This window comes from Salmonella enterica subsp. arizonae (genome assembly GCF_008692845.1).
Classification (GTDB): Bacteria; Pseudomonadota; Gammaproteobacteria; order Enterobacterales; family Enterobacteriaceae; genus Salmonella; species Salmonella arizonae.
Genome location: NZ_VXJW01000004.1, coordinates 22,301 through 45,251 on the forward strand (window position 1 = coordinate 22,301; position 22,951 = coordinate 45,251).

The 22,951-nt window shown below is 53.7% G+C and carries 21 protein-coding genes and 1 other RNA gene; 9 read left to right on the plus strand and 13 right to left on the minus strand.

The features are described 5' to 3' along the window. Positions 1-260: 260 nt before the first annotated feature. The 4 genes from ubiI to F4V61_RS09150 form a co-directional block, all read right to left on the minus strand. Entirely contained in the window at positions 261-1,463 is a 1,203-nt protein-coding gene (ubiI, locus tag F4V61_RS09135; protein ID WP_079798897.1) for an FAD-dependent 2-octaprenylphenol hydroxylase, read from the minus strand. Between the two features lie 98 nt (positions 1,464-1,561). Then, positions 1,562-2,740: a 2-octaprenyl-6-methoxyphenyl hydroxylase gene (gene ubiH, locus F4V61_RS09140; RefSeq protein ID WP_058819783.1), complete on the minus strand. Its 1,179-nt coding sequence runs from the start codon at positions 2,738-2,740 to the stop codon at positions 1,562-1,564. Continuing rightward, entirely contained in the window at positions 2,737-4,053 is a 1,317-nt protein-coding gene (pepP, locus tag F4V61_RS09145; RefSeq protein ID WP_000193674.1) for a Xaa-Pro aminopeptidase, read from the minus strand. The genes ubiH and pepP overlap by 4 nt, the downstream gene beginning before the upstream one ends. Positions 4,054-4,078: 25 nt before the next feature. Then, the gene (locus F4V61_RS09150; RefSeq protein ID WP_024132131.1) at positions 4,079-4,657 is read right to left on the minus strand and encodes a YecA family protein; all 579 of its coding nucleotides are present in this window, start codon (positions 4,655-4,657) and stop codon (positions 4,079-4,081) included. Positions 4,658-4,823: 166 nt separating this feature from the next. Between F4V61_RS09150 and zapA the strand changes: the two genes are divergently transcribed. The 3 genes from zapA (at position 4,824) to F4V61_RS09165 (ending at position 5,995) form a co-directional block, all read left to right on the plus strand. After that, entirely contained in the window at positions 4,824-5,153 is a 330-nt protein-coding gene (zapA, locus tag F4V61_RS09155; RefSeq protein WP_001276012.1) for a cell division protein ZapA, read from the plus strand. Positions 5,154-5,194: 41 nt separating this feature from the next. Continuing rightward, positions 5,195-5,378, plus strand: a non-coding RNA gene (gene ssrS, locus F4V61_RS09160) — 6S RNA. 20 nt (positions 5,379-5,398) lie between these two features. Further along, positions 5,399-5,995: a 5-formyltetrahydrofolate cyclo-ligase gene (locus F4V61_RS09165; RefSeq protein WP_038397684.1), complete on the plus strand. Its 597-nt coding sequence runs from the start codon at positions 5,399-5,401 to the stop codon at positions 5,993-5,995. A gap of 89 nt (positions 5,996-6,084) precedes the next feature. On the opposite strand, the gene serA is transcribed toward F4V61_RS09165, so the two are convergent. Together serA and rpiA are read right to left on the minus strand one after the other, a co-directional pair. After that, positions 6,085-7,317, minus strand: coding sequence for a phosphoglycerate dehydrogenase (gene serA / locus F4V61_RS09170; protein ID WP_001151633.1), 1,233 nt, complete (start codon positions 7,315-7,317; stop codon positions 6,085-6,087). Between the two features lie 266 nt (positions 7,318-7,583). Then, positions 7,584-8,243 (minus strand): ribose-5-phosphate isomerase RpiA, encoded by a 660-nt coding sequence (rpiA, locus tag F4V61_RS09175; RefSeq protein WP_000189739.1) that lies wholly within the window; start codon positions 8,241-8,243, stop codon positions 7,584-7,586. A 154-nt stretch (positions 8,244-8,397) separates the two neighbouring features. Between rpiA and argP the strand changes: the two genes are divergently transcribed. The 5 genes from argP (at position 8,398) to F4V61_RS09200 (ending at position 14,930) form a co-directional block, all read left to right on the plus strand. Further along, positions 8,398-9,291: a DNA-binding transcriptional regulator ArgP gene (gene argP, locus F4V61_RS09180; RefSeq protein WP_000828346.1), complete on the plus strand. Its 894-nt coding sequence runs from the start codon at positions 8,398-8,400 to the stop codon at positions 9,289-9,291. A 215-nt stretch (positions 9,292-9,506) separates the two neighbouring features. Continuing rightward, positions 9,507-11,651, plus strand: a complete 2,145-nt coding sequence (gene scpA / locus F4V61_RS09185) for a methylmalonyl-CoA mutase (RefSeq protein ID WP_080161280.1) — start codon at positions 9,507-9,509, stop codon at positions 11,649-11,651. Next, positions 11,644-12,639, plus strand: a complete 996-nt coding sequence (meaB, locus tag F4V61_RS09190; RefSeq protein ID WP_080161282.1) for a methylmalonyl Co-A mutase-associated GTPase MeaB — start codon at positions 11,644-11,646, stop codon at positions 12,637-12,639. The genes scpA and meaB overlap by 8 nt, the downstream gene beginning before the upstream one ends. 10 nt (positions 12,640-12,649) lie before the next feature. Next, positions 12,650-13,435 (plus strand): methylmalonyl-CoA decarboxylase, encoded by a 786-nt coding sequence (gene scpB / locus F4V61_RS09195; RefSeq protein WP_080161279.1) that lies wholly within the window; start codon positions 12,650-12,652, stop codon positions 13,433-13,435. 16 nt (positions 13,436-13,451) lie between these two features. After that, positions 13,452-14,930, plus strand: a complete 1,479-nt coding sequence (locus F4V61_RS09200; protein WP_058819785.1) for a succinate CoA transferase — start codon at positions 13,452-13,454, stop codon at positions 14,928-14,930. Here the strand turns inward: F4V61_RS09200 and srsR are convergent. From srsR to epd, 7 genes are all read right to left on the minus strand, one after another. Beyond that, the gene (gene srsR, locus F4V61_RS09205; protein ID WP_000350782.1) at positions 14,916-15,821 is read right to left on the minus strand and encodes a LysR family transcriptional regulator SrsR; all 906 of its coding nucleotides are present in this window, start codon (positions 15,819-15,821) and stop codon (positions 14,916-14,918) included. The genes F4V61_RS09200 and srsR overlap by 15 nt on opposite strands. 145 nt (positions 15,822-15,966) lie before the next feature. Further along, the gene (locus tag F4V61_RS09210) at positions 15,967-16,713 is read right to left on the minus strand and encodes an oxidative stress defense protein (protein WP_038397678.1); all 747 of its coding nucleotides are present in this window, start codon (positions 16,711-16,713) and stop codon (positions 15,967-15,969) included. Positions 16,714-16,806: 93 nt separating this feature from the next. Further along, positions 16,807-17,442 (minus strand): arginine exporter ArgO, encoded by a 636-nt coding sequence (argO, locus tag F4V61_RS09215; protein ID WP_080161278.1) that lies wholly within the window; start codon positions 17,440-17,442, stop codon positions 16,807-16,809. Positions 17,443-17,642: 200 nt separating this feature from the next. Further along, a complete protein-coding gene (locus F4V61_RS09220) occupies positions 17,643-18,503 on the minus strand; it encodes a small-conductance mechanosensitive channel MscS (RefSeq protein WP_000389835.1) in 861 nt (286 codons plus the stop codon). A 222-nt stretch (positions 18,504-18,725) separates the two neighbouring features. Beyond that, on the minus strand, positions 18,726-19,805 hold the full coding sequence (gene fbaA, locus F4V61_RS09225) for a class II fructose-bisphosphate aldolase (RefSeq protein WP_000034388.1): 1,080 nt from the start codon (positions 19,803-19,805) through the stop codon (positions 18,726-18,728). 101 nt (positions 19,806-19,906) lie between these two features. Beyond that, positions 19,907-21,070 (minus strand): phosphoglycerate kinase, encoded by a 1,164-nt coding sequence (gene pgk, locus F4V61_RS09230; protein ID WP_000111274.1) that lies wholly within the window; start codon positions 21,068-21,070, stop codon positions 19,907-19,909. 39 nt (positions 21,071-21,109) lie between these two features. Beyond that, positions 21,110-22,138 (minus strand): erythrose-4-phosphate dehydrogenase, encoded by a 1,029-nt coding sequence (gene epd / locus F4V61_RS09235; protein WP_000218467.1) that lies wholly within the window; start codon positions 22,136-22,138, stop codon positions 21,110-21,112. Positions 22,139-22,512: 374 nt separating this feature from the next. Between epd and F4V61_RS09240 the strand changes: the two genes are divergently transcribed. Further along, positions 22,513-22,938, plus strand: a complete 426-nt coding sequence (locus tag F4V61_RS09240; protein WP_079832638.1) for a PPC domain-containing DNA-binding protein — start codon at positions 22,513-22,515, stop codon at positions 22,936-22,938. Positions 22,939-22,951 lie beyond the last annotated feature (13 nt).

Genomic DNA, 22,951 nt, shown 5'->3' on the forward strand with positions numbered 1-22,951 from the left:
CCCATCAGCACAAAAAACTAACATCCTGGCAAATGACCTCCACAAACAGGAAGCTAATACGATTTACACCGACATTAATTAATATTAAATGCGGAAAAAATGTCGGAAATCGCGTTAGCTAAAAATTGTTACATTAGAAAATATAATGCGAAATGAGAGGTGGAATTAGATTATTTCAAATGAGGAAAGCCCCCCGGCGCGATGGCCGGGAAAGCAAAGTGTGACGGGTTTCAAACTCTTGCCGGCGTGCAGTCAAACGCTTAACGAAGCCATTGCGGAAGGTCGTTTAACCCCATCGCCTGGCGAAGCAGTTGGGGTTTGACGCCGGGGAGCGTATCGGCCAGTTTCAGCCCGATGTCGCGCAGCAATTTTTTTGCCGGGTTTTCTCCGGCAAACAGGTCACGAAAACCCTGCATCCCGGCAAGCATCATCGCCGCGCTATGTTTACGGCTACGCTCATAACGACGAAGATAAAGATGTTGACCGATATCTTTACCCTGACGCTGAAGCCGGCGCAGATCGTCCACCAGTTCGGCCGCATCCATAAAGCCGAGGTTGACGCCTTGCCCTGCCAGCGGATGGATGGTATGCGCGGCATCGCCGACTAACGCCAGACGGTGCGCGGCAAACTGGCGAGCATAGCGGCCCGTCAGCGGGAAGACCTGGCGTTCGCTTTCCACGCGGCATAAGCCCAACCGATTATCGAAGGCGATAGTCAATGCCTGGTTAAACGCCTCATCGCTAGTTTGTTGCATACGCTCCGCATCTTGCGGAGAAAGCGACCAGACTATAGAACACAGATGTGGATCGTTTAACGGCAAAAACGCCAGAATACCTTCACCGTGAAACACCTGGCGGGCAACCGCGCCGTGCGGCTCTTCGGTACGGATAGTCGCCACCAGCGCATGGTGGCGGTAGTCCCAAAAGGTTAAGGGAATATCCGCTTTGTTACGCAGCCAGGAATTTGCGCCATCTGCGCCAATCACCAGACGCGCAGTTAACATCGCGCCGTCTTTTAAGGTCAGGAAAGCGTCGTTCTCCCCCCAGGCGACCTGCTGTAATTCCGCTGGCGCCATTAAAGTGATGTCCGCCGCTTGCTGCGCTTTTTGCCACAGTGCGTAGTGAATAACGCTGTTTTCAACAATATGCCCCAGATGGCTATATCCCATGCTCGCGTCATCAAACGTAATACGGCCAAAGCTGTCTTTATCCCAGACTTCCATACTGTGGTAGCAACTTGCCCGACGCGCCACAATGTTTGACCACACGCCAAGGCGAGCAAGCAGTTTTTCACTGGCGGCATTAATCGCCGACACCCGAAGCTGAGGCGGCGCATCGTTCGCCAGCGGCTGGGGGACAATGTGATCCAATACCGCAACGCGCAAACCGCTGCCCTGCAAGCCACAGGCGACAGCCAGTCCCACCATACCTCCGCCAACTACTGCTACATCAACACTTTGCACTATTTACTCCTGGTCAAATGACGCCTTTCGTAGGCCTGATAAGCGAAGCGCCAGCAGGCCTTTGCGCAGCTCCTGCCGGATGGCGGCTTACGATTAACTTATCGCGCTACCCAGCCAAGCGTACGCTGCGCCAGCGCATCGCGCGCAGGCGGTAATAATTCCATCGCCATTAAACCGACATTGCGCCCAATAACCAACGGCGCCCAGCGATTTGCAAACAGATGGACCAGACTGTTCGTCACGCCAATTGTCGTATCCCGGTCGACCTGACGACGCTGTTGATAGCGCGATAGCACATGCCAGGCGCCAATATCCTCGCTCGCGTCCTGTGCCGCGACCAGCGTTTCCGCCAGGCTCATGACATCGCGCAGACCAAGATTAAACCCTTGCCCGGCGATAGGATGCAGCGTCTGAGCCGCATTGCCGACCAGTACCGTCCGGTGAGTAAACGCTTTCGTCGCTGTGGTAAGAGCAAGCGGATACGCGCTACGCTTACCCGCCAGAGTAATGCGCCCCAACCGCCAGCCGAACGCGGCCTGCAACGCATGACAGAATTGCACGTCAGACCACCCCAGCACCTCATCGTGCTGGTCGAGCGGATGGCACCAAACCAGCGAACATCGGCCTTGTGACATCGGCAACATCGCCAGCGGGCCATATGGGGTAAAACGTTCAAAGGCGCGTCCCTGATGCGGGACGGCGGTTGCGACATTAGCTATCACCGCTAACTGTTCGTAAGGCTCCTGACGCCAGTCAACGCCGCAGGCTGACGCCAGCGCGGAGTGGGTACCGTCAGCCGCCACCAGAACGCTGCCAGCTATCACATTGCCGTTTTCCAGAGTGACGTTAACCTGCTGCTGAGTACGCGACACGCTGGCTACGCGCTCCGGGCAGTGCAGCGTAACGCCCGGCGCTTTACGCAAGAGCGCAAACAGACGCAGCCCGATATCATGCAGCTCCGCAACGTGACCCAACGCCGCCAGGCTGTAATCCTGCGCGGCGAGAGTCACAAATCCGGCATGTCCGCGATCGCTGACGTGTACGGTATTGATTGCCGTTGCGCAATCGGAAATTGCCTGCCAGACGCCAATTCGCGCCAGTTGCTGGCAAGTACCCGCCGCCAGCGCAATCGCTCTGGCGTCAAAGCCGGGATGACCGTCGGCTTCAGGCGCTTTCGCTTCAATCAGATGTACCGGCAACGTCCCATGACTGAACTGAGAGATGGCCAGCGCCAGCGTCGCGCCTGCCATGCCGCCGCCAACGATAATGACGCTCATTGCTGTCGCGCCGCCGCCATTAACGCTTCAATGTCATCCGCCTTCTTCACAACGCCAGCGGTCAGGTTTTCATTACCGGTTTCGGTAATGACAATGTCATCTTCAATTCGAACGCCAATGCCGCGATACGCTTCCGGCACGTCGGCATCCGGCGCGATATAGAGGCCTGGCTCTACGGTCAGCACCATGCCCGGCTCCAGGATGCGGGAGCGATCCGGCCCATAAACGCCGACATCGTGAACATCCAGCCCCAGCCAGTGGCTCAAGCCATGCATAAAGAAAGGACGATGCGCATTTTCGGCAATCAGTTGATCAACCTCTCCTCGCAAAATCCCCAGCTTCACCAGCCCGGTTATCATGATACGCACTACTTCGCCGGTCACCTCCTGAATAGAGGTACCAGGACGGAACAGTCGCAGGCTGGTCTCCAGCGATTCCAGAACGATGTCATAAATTTCACGCTGAGCTGGCGTGAATTTCCCGTTCACCGGGAAAGTACGCGTGATGTCGCCCGCGTAACCTTTATATTCACAGCCCGCGTCGATAAGCACTAAATCGCCGTCGCGCATTTCACTTTCGTTTTCAGTGTAATGCAGGATACAGCCATTTTCGCCGCTGCCGACAATGGTGTTATAGGAGGGATAGCGCGCGCCGTGGCGATTAAATTCGTGGTGAATTTCCCCCTCCAGTTGATACTCAAACATCCCCGGACGACATTTTTCCATCGCGCGGATATGCGCCAGCGCGCTAATTTCCCCGGCGCGGCGCATGACAGCAATCTCTTCCGGCGATTTGAACAGGCGCATCTCATGGACGATCGGTCGCCAGTCAGTCATGGTGGCCGGCGCGGTCAGATTCTGACGAGAACCTTTACGCAGCTTCTGCAGCGCCGCCAGAACAATCTCGTCGGCATATGCATATCCGCCCTGGGCGTGGTACACCACATCCAGACCGTTGAGCAACTGAAAGAGTTGCTGGTTGATTTCGCTAAACGCCAGCGCCCGGTCAACGCCCAGCTTTTCCGGCGCGGCATCCTGCCCTAAACGGCGACCAAACCAGATTTCCGCCGTCAGGTCGCGAACGCGGTTGAACAAAACGCTGTGGTTGTGGGTGTCATCACTCTTAATCAGTACCAGCACGGCTTCCGGTTCGTTAAAACCGGTGAAATACCAGAAGTCGCTACTCTGGCGATACGGATATTCACTGTCTGCGCTGCGCATCGCCTCCGGTGCGGCAAAGATCAGCGCGGCGCTGCCGGGCTGCATTTGCGCCAGTAATGCCTGGCGACGGCGTTGGTATTCCTGCTGAGTCATGACCTGCCTCCATTTCGTTTTGTGCTTAGTGTAGCGTCGGTTTACGCACTTCCGGCGCAGTCGGCTGTTGGCGCGTGAAAGTGTCATGACATAACAACGCCGCAACACGGACATATTCGATAATCTCTTCGAGCGACATCTCCAGCTCTTCCCGATCTTCGCTCTCATCATAACCAAGCTGCGCAATATTACGCAGGTCATCGATCGCTTCACCCGTTTCGCCGGTGACTTTATCAAGTTTAGGCTGCGTTACGCCGAGGCCAAGCAAAAAGTGGTTAACCCACCCGGCCAACGCATCCGCGCGATCGAACACACTGACATCGTCGCCTTCAGGCAGATAAAGCTGAAAAAGAAAACCGTCGTCTTCCAGCGCGTCGCTGGTCGCCGCATGCATTTTGCGCAGCGCCTGAGTTAGCTCATGCCCAAAAGCCAGACCTTCGTTCGTCAGGTCGTGAAGCAGCGGCTGCCATGAGCTGTCGTCGTTGCCGCCGCAAACCATCCCGCTGATTAAACCATGCATTTCAGCCGGGGTCAGACCGGCCCCTTGTTGGTTCAAAAACTGGTTCATTTCGTTGTAACCAGGCATTTCGTTCTGTATAGACATAAGCATTCGTCATCAAAGGGAGGATATTCATGATATGCTACCACTTTGGACCCTGGTGAACCAGAAAAGGGCTTGTATCTTCGCACCAGGGTAGCTATAGTGTCGCCCCTTCGCGGACCCTGGGTCTGGAGACGAAGGCAGCGCAGTCAATCAGCAGGAAGGTGGCATGTCTGCACAACCCGTCGATATCCAAATTTTTGGCCGTTCACTGCGAGTGAATTGCCCGCCTGACCAAAGGGATGCGTTGAATCAGGCTGCGGACGATCTGAATCAGCGGTTGCAAGATCTGAAAGTTCGCACTAGAGTCACAAATACTGAGCAGTTGGTTTTCATTGCCGCATTGAATATCAGCTATGAGTTAACTCAGGAAAAAGCGAAGACCCGCGACTACGCGGCGAGCATGGAACAACGTATTCGGATGCTACAACAGACCATTGAGCAGGCGTTGCTTGATCAGGGGCGCACAACCGAAAAAACGGGCCAAAACTTTGAATAACACTTTTCGCTTTACTATGGTAGAGTGATTGTGAAAACAGAATTTCTCTGAGATGTTTGCAAGCGGGCCAGTCCCCTGAGCCGATATTTCATACCACAAGAATGTGGCGCTCCGCGGTTGGTGAGCATGCTCGGTTCGTCCGAGAAGCCTTAAAACTGTGACGACACATTCACCTTGAACCAAGGGTTCAAGGGTTACAGCCTGCGGCGGCATCTCGGAGATTCCCCTTCTGACTGGCGACAGCCATGACGCAACTTCCCGAACTCTCTTTATCACGACAAGAAATCCGCCGAATGATTCGGGAGCGCCGCCGTGCGCTGACGCCGGAGCAGCAACGCTGCTTTGGTCAACAGGCCGCAGGCAGAATACTCAGCTTTCCTCCCGTCGTGCTGGCGCAGACTGTCGCCGTGTTTCTCTCCTTTGACGGCGAACTCGACACTCAGCCGCTGATAGAACAGCTTTGGTTATCAGGTAAGCGTGTTTACTTACCGGTACTGCATCCGTTCAGCCCTGGAAACTTACTATTTTTGCACTACCATCCGCACAGCGAACTGGTGACTAATCGGCTGAAAATTCAGGAGCCTAAGTTGGATGTGCGCGACGTTTTACCGCTTTCCCAACTGGATGTGCTGGTAACGCCATTAGTGGCGTTTGACGAAGACGGACAGCGTTTAGGCATGGGCGGCGGTTTTTATGACCGCACGCTACAAAACTGGCCGTCACATGGCCTGACACCGGTTGGCTATGCGCACGATTGCCAGCGCGTCGAAAAACTACCGGTTGAGGAGTGGGATATCCCGCTGCCAGCGGTAGTGACGCCGTCAAAAGTATGGGAATGGTAGTAGGAATTCATTGCCGGGTGGCGGCTACGCCTTACCCGGCCTACACGCTCATTCAGGCCCGATAAGCGTAGCGCCATCGGACAAATATATCAGTACAGCAGACGGGCACGAATGGTGCCTGGTATCGCCTTCATCGCCAGCAGCGCTTTCTCCGCAACATCGCTATCGGCTTCTATATCAATCACCACATATCCCATTCGGGCGGAGGTTTGCAGATACTGCGCGGCGATGTTAACGCCCTGATCGGCAAAGATCTGGTTAAGGGCGGTTAATACGCCCGGACGGTTTTCATGGATGTGCATCAGGCGACGACCGCCATGCAACGGCAGCGACACTTCCGGGAAGTTCACGGCGGAAAGCGTCGAACCGTTATCCGAATACTTAATCAGTTTTCCTGCGACTTCCAGACCGATGTTTTCTTGCGCTTCCTGCGTTGAGCCGCCGATATGCGGCGTCAGGATCACGTTATCGAATTCGCACAGCGGAGAGGTAAACGGATCGCTGTTAGTCGCCGGTTCCGTCGGGAAGACGTCGATAGCGGCCCCCGCCAGATGTTTCGTCGCCAGAGCATCGCACAAAGCCGGGATATCTACCACCGTTCCGCGCGCGGCGTTAATCAGCAGCGAACCGGGTTTCATCAGGGCTATCTCTTTCGCGCCCATCATATTTTTGGTGGAGGCATTTTCAGGGACGTGCAGACTGACCACATCGCTCATATTCAGCAATTCAGAAAGGTGCTGCACTTGGGTCGCATTGCCGAGCGGCAGTTTATTTTCAATATCATAGAAATAGACATGCATCCCCAGCGATTCCGCCAGAATACCCAACTGCGTTCCAATATGGCCGTAACCGATAATGCCAAGCTTTTTGCCGCGCGCTTCGAATGACCCTGCCGCCAGTTTATTCCATACGCCGCGGTGCGCTTTGGCGTTCGCTTCCGGTACGCCGCGTAGCAACAACAATAACTCGCCAATCACCAGCTCCGCCACGGAGCGGGTATTAGAGAATGGCGCGTTAAAGACCGGAATACCGCGTTTTGCCGCCGCATTTAAATTCACCTGGTTGGTGCCGATGCAAAAGCAGCCAATCGCCACCAGCTTCTCTGCGGCGTTAATCACTTCCTCTGTCAGATGAGTACGGGATCGCAGACCGATGAAGTGGGCATCGCGGATGGACGCTTTCAACTGTTCAGTATCCAGCGCGCCCTTGTGATATTCAATGTTGGTGTAACCTGCCGCACGAAGGCTTTCCAGCGCCTTTTGATGCACCCCTTCAACCAGCAGAAATTTAATTTTATCTTTCTCCAGCGATACCTTTGCCATTTCCCCGATCCTGTCTTTTTTTGCCATCTGATGTTGTGTGTGGATTTGCATCCGTCCTTCAACATATCAAAAAAAATTATCGCGGCAATACGAACGTTTGCGTCAGCGTCCTGAAGAAATCGCATACAGAGGGAAATAGCAGATGAAAATACCAGGGATAACTTTTTCTTTAGAGTGATCGGCAGGGCAAACGATTAAACGTGATACATGTCACCAAATTTGCCCTGTTCGAATTTTTTACGCGGCAGGAAATGCGCCTGGCGGGATCATTTTACAATGGTTTTAACCCCGTCCGGCGTGCCAATCAGTGCAACGTCCGCGCCACGGTTGGCGAACAGCCCCACGGTCACGACACCCGGAATCGCGTTAATGGCGTTTTCCAGCGCGATGGGATCAAGGATTTCCATACCATAAACATCCAGAATCACGTTGCCGTTATCCGTGACCACGCCCTGACGGTACTCCGGGCGCCCGCCCAGCTTCACCAGTTGACGAGCGACCGCGCTGCGCGCCATCGGAATCACTTCGACCGGCAGCGGGAATTTGCCAAGAATATCCACCTGTTTAGAGGCATCCGCAATGCAGATAAATTTCTCCGCCACGGAAGCAATAATTTTCTCACGGGTTAATGCCGCGCCGCCACCTTTGATCATCTGCATATGACCGTTGATTTCATCCGCGCCGTCGACATAGATGCCCAGGCTATCCACTTCATTGAGATCAAACACATGAATACCGAGGCCTTTGAGTTTTTCAGTCGAGGCGTCCGAGCTGGAGACCGCGCCTTCAATCTGGCCTTTCATTGTGCCCAGCGCATCAATAAAGTGTGCGGCCGTTGAGCCGGTACCAACGCCCACAATGGTGCCGGGCTGTACATACTGAAGTGCCGCCCATCCTACCGCTTTTTTCAGTTCATCCTGCGTCATAAATCGTTTCGCCTGTGGTGTGAAAATTCAGCCGCATTATAGAACATTGTCGGGAAAAATCTCCGTGTCCGTACACAGGCCACGGATTTCATCTGTACCGACTGCAAATTTATGTCATAGTGCGGAAAAAAAATATCAGGAGCATGACACAACAATGAAACGTCCGGACTACAGAACACTACAGGCGCTGGATGCCGTTATACGTGAACGAGGATTCGAGCGTGCCGCCCAGAAGCTGTGCATTACGCAATCCGCTGTCTCACAGCGCATAAAACAGCTTGAGAATATGTTCGGACAACCTTTGTTGGTGCGTACCGTTCCTCCTCGCCCCACGGAACAGGGGCAAAAATTACTGGCTCTGCTGCGTCAGGTTGAACTGCTGGAAGAAGAGTGGCTGGGCGATGAACAAACCGGCTCTACGCCGCTGCTGCTGTCGCTGGCGGTTAACGCCGACAGTCTGGCGACATGGCTGCTTCCGGCGCTGGCGCCGGTGCTGGCGGACTCCCCTATCCGTCTCAATTTGCAGGTGGAGGACGAAACGCGCACGCAAGAACGCCTGCGTCGCGGCGAGGTGGTTGGCGCGGTGAGTATCCAGCATCAGGCGCTGCCCAGTTGCCTGGTGGACAAACTGGGCGCGCTCGATTATCTGTTTGTCGCGTCAAAACCGTTTGCCGAGCGCTATTTCCCCAACGGCGTTACCCGTTCGTCTCTGCTGAAAGCGCCTGCCGTCGCGTTCGACCATCTGGATGATATGCATCAGGCCTTTTTGCAACAGAATTTCGATCTGCCGCCCGGCAGCGTGCCGTGCCATATCGTTAATTCATCCGAAGCTTTTGTACAGCTCGCGCGTCAGGGCACGACCTGCTGCATGATCCCTCACCTGCAGATTGAGCAAGAGCTGGAAAGCGGCGAGTTGATCAACTTAACACCCGGTTTGCTACAACGCCGGATGCTTTACTGGCACCGCTTTGCCCCTGAAAGCCGGATGATGCGCAAAGTGACCGACGCGCTGCTGGAGTACGGGCACAAGGTGCTGCGTCAGGATTAGCCTCTCTGATTAATGCCGGATGGCGGCGTGAACGCCTTATCCGGCCTGCATGGCCCACCATTCTATCATCACGTCTTTGAAATTCATCACAAAATCATTTCGTTCAGGCGGCAAAAAACGACGCGCCGTTGGCTATTTTTTGCTGGCGACAAGGAGATTCAAAACGCTCACCGTATTAGCAAATCTTTATTTCATTGCGTAATACGGAGTAAAAAATGGCTAATTTGCAGGCGTGGCAAACACTCGCCAATAACGAGCTAAGCCGGCGGGAAAAAACCGTCGAATCGTTGATACGGCAAACGGCGGAGGGCATTGCCGTTAAACCGCTGTATACCGAAGCCGACCTGAATAATCTGGAAGTCACCGGTACACTGCCCGGTCTGCCTCCTTACGTGCGCGGTCCACGCGCCACCATGTATACCGCCCAGCCGTGGACCATTCGCCAGTATGCCGGATTCTCCACCGCCAAAGAGTCCAACGCCTTTTATCGTCGCAACCTCGCCGCCGGGCAAAAAGGCCTTTCCGTCGCCTTTGATCTGGCGACCCACCGCGGTTATGACTCCGATAACCCGCGGGTGGCGGGCGATGTTGGTAAAGCCGGCGTGGCGATTGATACCGTCGAAGATATGAAAGTGCTGTTCGACCAGATCCCGCTGGATAAGATGTCAGTATCGATGACGATGAACGGCGCGGTATTGCCGGTGATGGCGTTTTATATTGTGGCGGCAGAAGAGCAAGGCGTTTCGCCAGAACAGCTTACCGGGACGATCCAGAATGATATTCTCAAAGAGTATCTGTGCCGTAATACCTATATTTATCCGCCAAAACCCTCTATGCGCATTATTGCGGACATCATCGCCTGGTGTTCCGGAAACATGCCGCGCTTTAACACTATCAGCATCAGCGGCTATCACATGGGCGAAGCCGGCGCGAACTGCGTGCAACAAGTGGCGTTTACCCTGGCGGACGGTATCGAGTACATTAAAGCCGCCCTTTCCGCCGGGCTGAAAATTGACGATTTCGCTCCCCGACTGTCGTTCTTTTTCGGTATCGGCATGGACCTGTTTATGAATGTCGCCATGCTGCGCGCCGCACGCTATCTATGGAGCGAAGCAGTGAGTGGTTTCGGCGCGACCAATCCCAAATCGCTGGCGCTACGGACTCATTGCCAGACCTCCGGCTGGAGTCTGACTGAGCAAGACCCTTATAACAACATTATTCGCACTACCATTGAAGCGCTCGGCGCCACGCCTGGCGGCACCCAGTCGCTGCATACTAACGCCTTTGACGAGGCGCTCGGCCTGCCGACCGACTTTTCGGCGCGTATCGCCCGTAATACGCAGATCATTATTCAGGAAGAGTCGTCGATCTGCCGCACCGTCGATCCGCTGGCAGGCTCATATTATGTCGAGTCGCTCACCGATCAGATCGTCAAGCAGGCCAGAGCGATTATCAAACAGATCGACGCAGCGGGCGGCATGGCGAAGGCGATCGAGGCCGGATTACCGAAGCGGATGATCGAAGAAGCCTCCGCCCGCGAACAGTCGCTCATCGACCAGGGCGAGCGCGTTATCGTCGGCGTCAACAAATACAAGCTGGAAAAAGAAGACGAAACCGCAGTACTGGAAATTGATAATGTGAAGGTGCGCAACGAACAGATCGCCGCGCTGAAACGCATCCGCGCGACTCGCGATAACCGTGCGGTGAACGCTGCCCTGCAAGCGCTGACTCACGCGGCGCAACACCATGAAAATCTGCTGGCCGCCGCCGTCGAGGCCGCCCGCGTTCGCGCCACGCTGGGGGAAATCTCCGATGCGCTGGAAGCGGCGTTTGATCGCTATCTGGTGCCCAGCCAGTGCGTTACCGGCGTGATTGCGCAAAGCTATCATCAGTCCGATAAGTCTGCCGGTGAGTTTGATGCCATTGTTGCGCAAACTCAGCAATTTCTCGCTGACACAGGCCGCCGTCCGCGCATCCTGATCGCCAAAATGGGTCAGGACGGCCACGATCGCGGAGCAAAAGTGATCGCCAGCGTCTATTCCGATCTCGGTTTCGATGTCGATCTCAGCCTAATGTTCTCTACCCCGGACGAGATCGCCCGCCTGGCGGTGGAAAATGACGTTCATGTCATAGGCGCCTCATCGCTGGCCGCCGGTCATAAAACGTTAATTCCAGAGCTTGTGGCGGCGCTCAAAAAATGGGGCCGCGAGGACATCTGCGTGGTGGCGGGCGGCGTGATCCCGCCGCAGGACTACGCTTTCCTAAAAGCCCATGGCGTGGCGGCAATTTATGGCCCCGGCACGCCAATGCTGGAGAGTGTGCGCGATGTCCTGGCCCGGATTAGCCAGCATCATGATTAACGATACCACGCTGATGGACGCCGTCACACGTCTGCGTCAGGGCGATCGCGCCACGCTCGCGCAGGCGATGACGCTGATAGAAAGCAGCCATCCTCGTCATCAGGAACTTAGCGCGCGCCTGCTGGATGCCATTATGCCTTTTACTGGCAATGCTCTGCGGCTGGGGATCACCGGAACGCCGGGCGCCGGAAAAAGTACGTTTCTGGAAGCCTTCGGCATGTTGTTGATTAGCGAGAACTTACATGTAGCGGTCATTGCCGTCGATCCCAGCAGCCCGGTAAGCGGCGGCAGTATTCTCGGCGATAAAACCCGGATGACGGCGCTTTCGCGATCGGATGCGGCGTTTATTCGCCCCGTCCCTTCCGGCGGACATCTGGGCGGTGCCTGTCTGCGCGCGCGGGAGCTGATACTGCTGTGCGAAGCGGCAGGCTATGACATCGTGATCGTCGAAACCGTAGGCGTTGGCCAGTCGGAAACGGAAGTCGCCAACATGGTGGATTGTTTTATTGCGCTACAGATCGCAGGCGGCGGCGACGATCTGCAAGGGATTAAAAAAGGCATTATGGAGATGGCGGATCTGATCGTTATTAATAAGGATGATGGCGATAATCGCGGCAATGTGGCTATCACCCGTCACATGTACGAAAGCGCATTGCACATCCTGCGTCGCAAATATGCCGAATGGCAGCCGCAGGTTCTGACCTGTAGCGCCCTGCAAAAATGCGGAATCGACCAGGTATGGCAAACCCTCTGCGATTTCCGCGCAACCCTTGCCGCCAGCGGTCGTATGGAGCAGGTACGCCGTCAGCAGGCCCTTCACTGGTTGCAACAACAAACGAAAGAACAAACGTTGCATATGCTGTTTGCCCGCCCCGATTTTACACGCTATTTCCAGAACACGTTACAAGCCGTGAAAAGCAACGATCTTTCGCCGCGCACCGGTCTGCGGCGCATTAGCGAATTTCTACAGAATCATTACTTTCAATAAAGAGATTATTATGTCTTATCAATATGTTAACGTCGTTACCATCCAAAAAGTCGCGGTCATTGAATTCAATTATGCCCGTAAACTTAACGCTCTGAGCAAAGTCTTTATTGATGACCTGATGCAGGCGCTAAGCGATCTCAATCGTCCAGAAATTCGCTGTATTATTCTGCGTGCGCCCAGCGGCGCGAAAGTCTTTTCCGCAGGCCATGATATTCATGAATTGCCCAGCGGACGGCGCGATCCACTGTCTTATGACGATCCGCTACGTCAGATCACGCGCCTGATTCAGAAGTATCCTAAGCCGGTGATTTCGATGGTGGAAGGCAGCGTCTGGGGCGGCGCGTTTGAGATGATCATGAGTTCTGATCTGATCATCGCCGCCAGTACTTCTACCTTCTCCATGACGCCAGTGAATCTTGGCGTACCGTATAACCTGGTCGGCATTCATAACCTCACCCGCGATGCGGGATTCCATATCGTTAAGGAGCTGATTTTTACCGCTTCGCCGATTACCGCCCAGCGCGCGCTGGCGGTCGGCATTCTTAACCATGTCGTTGAAGCCGACGAACTGGAAGATTTCACGTTACAGATGGCGCACCATATTTCAGAAAAAGCGCCGTTGGCCATTGCGGTAATAAAAGAGGAGCTGCGGGTATTGGGCGAAGCGCACACCATGAATTCTGATGAGTTTGAGCGCATTCAGGGAATGCGGCGCGCTGTTTATGACAGCGAGGATTATCAGGAAGGAATGAACGCTTTTCTGGAAAAACGTAAGCCCCATTTCGTGGGGTACTGAGGGTGAGGATCACGCGATGAAAGTCTCCTGGCCAACAATGAGCGCCGATGACGCGGCGGAAATCATTCAACATAACGATATGGTTGCGTTCAGCGGCTTTACACCCGCCGGTTCGCCCAAAGCGCTGCCTGCCGCGATCGCCAGACGCGCTAATGTGCTGCACCAGATGCGGCAGCCTTTTCAGATTCGGTTATTAACGGGCGCGTCTATCAGCGCCGCCGCCGACGATGCGCTGTCGGACGCTGATGCAGTCTCCTGGCGCGCGCCCTATCAGACCTCAACCGGCCTGCGCCAAAAAATTAATCAGGGGCAGGTAAAGTTTGTCGATCTGCACCTGAGCGAAGTCGCGCAGATGGTTAACTACGGCTTTTTTGGCGACATCGACGTGGCTGTTATCGAAGCCACAGCCATTACCAGCGATGGGCGCGTCTGGCTGTCCAGCGGTATCGGTAATGCGCCGACCTGGTTGTTACGGGCCAAAAAAGTCATTATCGAACTGAACCACTACCATAACCCGCGCGTCGCCGAGCTGGCCGATATCGTCATTCCCGGCGCGCCGCCACGGCGCAACAGCGTCGCTATATTTCATGCTCTTGATCGGGTAGGTAATCAGTACGTGCAGATCAATCCGCGCAAAATTATCGCAGTGGTGGAAACAAATCTCCCCGATGCCGGCAACGTGCTGGATAACGCCAACCCCATCTGCCAGCAGATTGCCGATAATGTGGTCACATTTCTGCTGGATGAGATGGCGCAGGGGCGCATCCCGGCAGAATTTTTACCGCTGCAAAGCGGCGTGGGAAACATCAACAATGCGGTGATGGCGCGGCTTGGCGAAAACCCGGATATTCCGTCCTTTATGATGTATTCCGAAGTGTTGCAGGAGTCTGTAGTTCATCTGCTGGAGACAGGCAAAATCATCGGCGCCAGCGCCTCCAGCCTGACGCTTTCCGCCGACTCGCTGCAAAAGATTTACGACAATATGGATTTCTTCGCCAGTCGTATCGTACTGCGCCCGCAGGAGATCTCCAATAATCCGGAAATTATCCGGCGGCTTGGGGTTATTGCGCTGAATGTCGGCCTGGAGTTTGATATCTATGGTCATGCCAACTCCACGCACGTAGCCGGCGTGAATCTGATGAACGGTATCGGCGGCAGCGGCGATTTTGAGCGTAACGCTTATCTTTCGCTCTTTATGGCGCCGTCCGTCGCCAAAGGCGGCAAAATTTCCACCATTGTGCCGATGTGTAGCCATGTCGATCACAGCGAGCACAGCGTTAAAGTGATCATCACCGAACAGGGCATTGCCGACCTACGCGGACTCTCTCCTCTGCAACGTGCGCATACCATTATTGATCGCTGCGCGCACCCGCTTTATCGCGACTATTTACGCCGTTATCTGGAACATGCGCCCGGTGGTCATATTCACCACGACCTCAGTCACGCTTTTGATCTTCATCGTAACCTGCTGGAAACCGGATCAATGCTCGGTTAGTTCGTCCCCGTCGCGATCTTCGGCGATATGCCGGAGCATCGTGGCGGTATAGCGATGATTTTTCAATGAATAAAGATATTCCTGCATGTACATTGGGCTGTGCGGCGCATCGAAATATTTCAGTTTTGCCGGATTCACCAGTCGCCAGGCGAAATGCGGCACGACCGTCAGGAACTGACCGCGCTCCACCGCGCTTATCTTGGCCATAAAGCTGTAAGGACGGTAAATCACGGTAGGGTTGATGCCACAGGGTCGCATGTAGGCATCCAGCATCGCCTCGAAATTGGCCCGGTTCTGGAAACGCATTTGCAACCAAGGCAGTTCACGCAACAGCGCCTGCGGCTGCCTGTCTTCATACCGCCGGGAAACCAGGAAGCCAAGACGCAACGACGGCAGTTCGCTAATCGTCAAATTTTCCAGATCCTGCACGCGTGCCGATACATGCTGAGGCGAAATAATAAAGTCGAGCTGCCTGTCGAACAGATTATCAATTACGCCATTTTCGCTGAATTCGAAGGCCTGCGCCGTCACGCCGTCATATTTGTCGCCCAGACTAATCAACTGATCGAAAATAATGGTTGGATACGTATTATCGATGCCTATCACGATGTTGCGCGAACGGCCCCCCGCGTTATGAATCTCATTATCGATGGCCGATAAACGTTGATAGATGGGAAAGAGTTTTTGATAAAGTTCCTGCCCCGCTTTATTCAGGCTGATACTGTTATCTTTACGGGTAAACAGCGTATAGCCAATTTGATCCTCCAGTGCTGCGATGCTTTTACCGAAAGGCGAGGCCGTCATGTGGATTTTCTCCGCCGCCCTGGCAATATTATTGGTTTGCGCCAACAGAATGAAATTGCGCATTTTTTTAGAAATAAAGATATCCATAGTCACCTCAGAAAATCACTATGGTCTATCCTCTTTTAGCGAAAAAAAAAGACTGGATGCCAGGTCGCAGTTTTACAGTTGCTCACAGAAAAACGGCAAGAACATTGGGGGAAACACGGCCTGGAAGCGCCCAGGCCGTGCGAGATTACTGCGCGCTGGAGGCCGTTGTCGGCGTCTGCCCTGTTCCGGGTTCAAGCTGGAATACCACATCGACCTGATCGTCGAACTGAATGGTCGGCTGCTCGTAAGTTTCTTGCGCGGATACCGACGCAGCCTCTGCGGCTTTCATCATTCGCACCACCGGACTCGGCTGATAATTAGAAACATGGTAACGAACGCTGTAAACCGGCCCCAATTTGCTGTTAAAACCGGCTGCCAGCGCCTGCGCCTGATGAATAGCGTTATCAATGGCCGCTTTGCGGGCCTTGTCTTTATAGGCGTCCGGTTGCGCCACGCCCAGCGATACCGAACGAATCTCGTTCAGACCCGCCTTCAACGCGCCGTCCAGCAAAGAATTGAGTTTATCTAACTGACGCAGCGTCACTTCAACGGTTCGCACCGCGCGATAACCTTTCAGAATGCTTTTACCATTTTGGTAATCATAATCCGGCTGCGTGCGTAGATTCGCCGCGCTAATGTCTTTTTTCGCAATCTGATTTCGCTCAAGGAAGGAAAGATATTGCGCCACACGCTCATCGGCCTGCTTCTTCGCCGTCGCCGCATCCTTCGCGGCGACATTCACTTCAATCGCTAAAGTAGCGATATCAGGCACAGCATCGACGCTTGCCGTACCGGAAGTCACGATGTGCGGGCCTTCCGGCAATTCGCCTGCCTTCGCAGACATTGCGCTTAAACCTACTAATGCCGCCAGGGCCATCACTTTGAACTTCACAGTCTTTCCTCCATATTGCAGCCATTGCCCTGACATACAGGGCTCATGCAGGCAAGCTTAGCGGATATCGGCCTGTTGTCCATCAGACAACGCTTAGTTGAAAAGTGCGTAAATATGCGCAACGCCATCCCTCGCCAGTTGGAAGGCGATAAACCACATTACCACCCCGACCAGAATGTTGATAATACGTTGAGCTTTAGCCGTGCGCAGTCGCGGCGCAAGCCAGGCCGCCAGTAGCGCCAGTCCAAAAAACCACAGGAACGACGCGCTAATCGTACCGAGGGCGAACCAGCGCTTTGGCTCCGCATCCAGTTGCCCGCCGAGACTGCCCAGCACGACAAACGTATCCAGATAAACGTGCGGATTCAACCACGTTACCGCCAGCATGGTGGCAATAATTTTCCAGCGCCCCTGATTCATGACCTCGGCGCTGGCCAGCTCCAGATTACTGCTCATCGCCGTTTTCAGCGCGCCAAAACCGTACCATAACAAGAACGCCACCCCGCCCCATGTGACCAGCGCCAGCAGCCACGGCGACTGCATCAGCAATGCGCTGCCGCCAAAAATGCCGGCGCTAATCAGGGCTAAATCACTTAACGCGCAAAGCAGCGCTATCATGAGGTGGTACTGGCGACGAATTCCCTGATTCATTACAAACGCATTCTGCGGGCCAAGCGGAAGGATCATCGCAGATCCAAGAGCAAGCCCTTGAAAATAATAAGATATCACGTTAACTACCCTGAACTGATTTTCTTAAAGTCAGACTATAGCGCGGGAATAGCATTAGCGGAAATTGATAGTTTTAATCACTAATAAGAAAATCTAATAAAAGATCTGAATGCCGAATGGCGGCTACGCTTATCCGGCCTACAAACAGGGAATATTGTAGTCGGATAAACGCAGCGCCAACACGCATCACGGGATGAAAATTATTCCGCGGCGTTATCTTTCACGCGTTTAAAATTGACGTCCATCTGCGGGTACGGGAAACTAATATCGGCGGCGTCAAATTCACGCTTAATACGTTCCAGCACGTCCCAATAGACATTTTGCAGGTCACCGCTTTTACTCCAGACACGCACCACAAAATTAATGGATGACGCACCCAGCTCATTCAAACGCACCGTCATTTCGCGATCTTTTAAAATGCGATCGTCTGACTCGATAATCGTCGTGAGCAACTGTTTTACCTGATCAATATCCGAATCGTAGGCCACGCCAATAATAAATTCGTTACGGCGAACCGGCTCACGAGAATAATTGATGATATTTCCCGCGATAATTTTGCCGTTCGGAATCACAATGATTTTGCCGTCTACAGCGCGCATTGTCGTGGAAAAGATTTGCACATTCAGTACCGTACCGGCAACGCCGCCCAAATCGACATACTCACCGGCGCGGAACGGACGGAACATGACCAGCAATACCCCTGCGGCGAGGTTAGAGAGCGATCCCTGTAATGCCAGACCAACGGCTAAACCAGCGGCGCCCAGGACGGCAATAACCGAAGCGGTTTGAACCCCCACGCGCCCCAGGGCCGCAATCAGCGTAAAAGCGATAACCCCATAGCGCACCAGCGCAGAAAGAAAATCGGCCACTGTCGCATCAATATGACGCGCACGCATCAGACGATTTACCGTATTGGAGATCATGCGCGCCACAATCAACCCGATGATGATAATGGCAAGGGCCGCAACAATATTTACGGCATAGCTGAGCAGTAACGCCTGGTTGCGTACCAGCCAGGTACCCGCACCATTTATGCTGTCGACAACATTTAAATCTTCCATTCAATATTCCTTGGTCATAGCAAAACAAGCAAATGAGATCATTCTCACGAAAATAACTTTTTAAAGGTAAACAAAAACAGAGGAATATGCCATTTTTCGGCATCATCTAAAAAAAGACAAGCGTACAGTGAGTAGGCCGGATAAAAACACTAACGTCGCTCTCCGGTAATGGGGATAAAAAAATGGCTTCCCAAGGGAAGCCATTTCAATCAGCAGACTAAATTACAGAACGTCAATCGCGTTCAGTTCTTTAAATGCTTTTTCCAGACGAGCGATCATCGAAGTCTGGCCTGCACGCAGCCATACGCGCGGGTCATAGTATTTCTTGTTCGGCTGATCTTCGCCTTTCGGATTGCCCAGTTGACCTTGCAGATACGCTTCATTTTCTTTGTAGTAGTTCAGAACACCTTCCCAGGTTGCCCATTGGGTATCGGTATCAATGTTCATTTTCACTACGCCGTAGCTTACGGAGTCTTTGATTTCCTGAGCGGTAGAACCGGAACCACCGTGGAAGACGAAGTTCAGGCTGTTGTGCGGCAGGTTGTGTTTCTTAGAAACATATTCCTGAGAATCACGCAGAATGGTCGGGGTCAGAACCACGTTACCCGGCTTATAAACGCCGTGTACGTTACCGAAGGAAGCGGCAATGGTGAAACGCGGGCTGATTTTGCTCAGTTCAGTGTACGCGTAATCAACGTCTTCCGGCTGGGTGTACAGGGCAGAAGCGTCCATGTGGCTATTGTCCACGCCGTCTTCTTCACCACCGGTGCAACCCAGTTCGATTTCCAGGGTCATGCCGATTTTGGACATGCGCGCCAGGTATTTGGAGCAGATTTCGATGTTTTCCTGCAGAGACTCTTCAGACAGATCGATCATGTGAGAAGAGAACAACGGCTTACCGGTGGCCGCGAAATGTTTTTCACCCGCATCCAGCAGACCGTCAATCCACGGCAGCAGTTTTTTCGCGCAGTGGTCAGTGTGCAGGATAACCGGAACACCATAGTGTTCAGCCATCTGGTGAACGTGATGCGCGCCAGAGATTGCGCCCAGGATTGCCGCACCCTGAGGAACATCAGTTTTCACGCCTTTACCCGCGATGAAAGAAGCGCCGCCGTTGGAGAACTGTACGATTACCGGCGCTTTAACTTTGGCGGCGGTTTCCAGAACAGCATTGATGGAGTCGGTGCCTACGCAGTTAACTGCTGGCAGAGCAAAATTGTTTTCTTTTGCTACCTGGAACACTTTCTGTACGTCATCACCAGTGATTACGCCTGGTTTTACGAAATCAAAAATTTTAGACATGTTTCGTTGTCCTGTATCGTCGGGCTTTGGGAAAAAACACAGGCCGCCCTGAATGTCAGATCGGCGATAAATCAACGGGCAGGAATCCCTGCCCGTAACGATTACTTCTTAGCGCGCTCTTCGAGCATCGCGACTGCTGGCAGAACCTTACCTTCCACGAATTCGAGGAATGCGCCGCCGCCAGTAGAAATATAGGAGATTTTGTCAGCAATACCGAACAGGTCGATTGCCGCCAGGGTATCGCCGCCGCCAGCGATAGAGAAGGCTTCGCTGTCTGCAATCGCATTCGCCACGATTTCAGTCCCTTTACGGAAGTTCGGGAATTCGAACACGCCAACCGGGCCGTTCCACAGAATGGTTTTGGCATTTTTGAGAATTTCAGCCAACTGCTGAGCGGAAGCATCGCCGATATCCAGGATCTGCTCGTCTTCTTTCACGTCGTTAACGGATTTCAGGGTCGCTGGTGCGGTTTCAGAGAACTCGGTAGCAACACGAACATCGGTCGGGACCGGGATATCGCAAGTGGTCAGCAGACGTTTTGCTTCATCAACCAGGTCTGCTTCGTACAGGGATTTACCGACGCTGTGACCTTGAGCGGCAACGAAGGTGTTAGCGATACCGCCGCCAACGATTAATTGGTCAGCAATTTTAGACAGGGAATCCAGAACGGTCAGTTTGGTAGACACTTTAGAACCGCCGACGATAGCCACCATCGGGCGAGCCGGTTCTTTCAGCGCCTTACCCAGCGCATCCAGTTCAGCGGCTAGCAGCGGACCTGCGCACGCGACGTCAGCGAATTTGCCGATACCGTGAGTAGAAGCCTGCGCACGGTGTGCGGTACCGAAGGCGTCCATTACGAATACGTCGCACAGCGCAGCATATTTTTTGGACAGCGCTTCGTCGTCTTTCTTCTCGCCTTTGTTAAAGCGAACGTTTTCCAGAACCACCAGCTCACCTTCAGCCACGTCAACGCCGTCGAGGTAATCTTTGACCAAGCGAACCGGGTTAGACAGTTTATCTTTCAGGTAGTTAACAACCGGCAGCAGAGAGAATTCTTCGTTGTACTCGCCTTCGGTAGGACGACCCAAGTGGGAAGTTACCATCACTTTCGCGCCCTGTTTCAGAGCCAGTTCGATGGTCGGCAGGGAGGCGCGGATACGCGCGTCGCTGGTCACTTTCCCTTCTTTAACAGGTACGTTCAGATCCGCACGGATAAAAACGCGTTTCCCGGCCAGATCCAGATCGGTCATCTTAATTACAGACATGGTGAATCCTCTCAATGATTCTTAAAGTTTTGTCGACGCTTACGTGTCGAGCCTGAAACCTACTGCGGCCATCGCTAACGTGGTGTCGAGCATCCGGTTAGCAAAGCCCCATTCATTATCGCACCAGACCAGCGTCTTGATCAGGTGAGCGCCACTGACCCGGGTTTGCGTGCCATCAACAATGGCGCTGTGCGGGTCGTGGTTAAAATCTATCGAGACCAACGGTGACTCCGTATAGTCAACTATACCATGAAATGCACCCTGTGCTGCTTTTTGCAGCAACTGGTTGACTTCACTGGCTTTTATTGGTTTTTTCACCGTCACGCTTAAATCGATTGCCGTCACATTAATGGTTGGAACGCGTACGGCAATCGCCTCGAAACGATCGTTAAACTGCGGGAATATACGCGTAATGCCTGCCGCCAGTTTCGTATCCACCGGGATAATCGACTGGCTGGCCGCGCGTGTACGCCGCAGATCGGGGTGATACGCGTCAATCACCTGTTGATCGTTCATCGCGGAGTGGATCGTCGTTACGGTACCGGACTCAATGCCGTAAGCATCATCTAACAATTTAATGACGGGAATTATGCAATTCGTGGTACAGGACGCGTTTGAGACAATACGATGTTCCGCACGCAATTGATTCTGGTTCACGCCAAAGACGACGGTGGCATCAAGATCGTTGCTGCCCGGATGAGAAAAAAGCACTTTCTTCGCGCCAGCGGCAATATGCGCTTCGCCATGCTCCCGGTTGCCATATACGCCCGTACAATCCAACACGACATCCACGCCCAGTTCGCGCCACGGCAGATCCGCCAGCGTTTGTTCATGCAGAATACGAATGACATCGTCGCCGACGAAGAGCTGCTCGCGCTCGTGGCGAACCTCCCATGCAAAACGCCCGTGGCTGGTATCGTATTTCAACAAATGCGCCATGCCTGCGGCATCCGCCAGCTCGTTGATGGCCACCACGGTAATTTCCGCCCGACGTCCGGATTCATACAAAGCACGAACCACGTTACGCCCGATGCGACCAAAGCCATTAATCGCTACGCGTACGGTCATAGGTCTCCTGCAAGGCTATCCCGATTCAGATGAGGCTGACAGAGTAATGCAGCGCATCGTCGAGTAAAACCTCACCTGTCGCAAACTGCGACTGATTGGTTAATTGTCGAACATTTAATTAACTGAAACGCTTCAGCTAGAATAAGCGAAACGGAGAATAAAAGGAATATTTGTCCAGTCGAAGAAGACAGTTATCTGACCTGTATCACATTTCATGATCGTTTGCGGCGCAATTTATTCCATATTCAAGAATCTCCGGTACGCCCGATTAAATCTTTTCAGCGCCGCGTCACAAATACTGATTTATATCAGAAAGCGCTGACGCCAGCGTCTATATTATCAGCGCCACGTCCGAGTCTCGGAGTCCTGTAACGATGACTGTATCTCACCACAACGCCTCTACAGCGCGCTTTTACGCGCTTCGTCTGCTTCCCGGCCAGGAAGTGTTTTCCCAATTACACGCTTTTGTGCAACAGCACCAATTACACGCCGCCTGGATAGCAGGGTGCACCGGTAGTCTGACCGACGTTGCGCTGCGTTATGCCGGGCAAGAGGCGACCACATCGCTCACCGGCACGTTTGAAGTTATCTCGCTAAACGGCACGCTTGAATTGACCGGCGAGCATCTGCATCTCGCGGTATCAGATCCCTACGGCGCCATGCTCGGCGGCCATATGATGCCGGGATGTACCGTGCGTACCACGCTGGAACTGATTATCGGCGAGCTGCCAGCGCTGACGTTCAGCCGTCAACCGTGCGCCATTTCCGGTTATGACGAACTGCATATTTCTTCCCGTTAATTGACGACTCTTT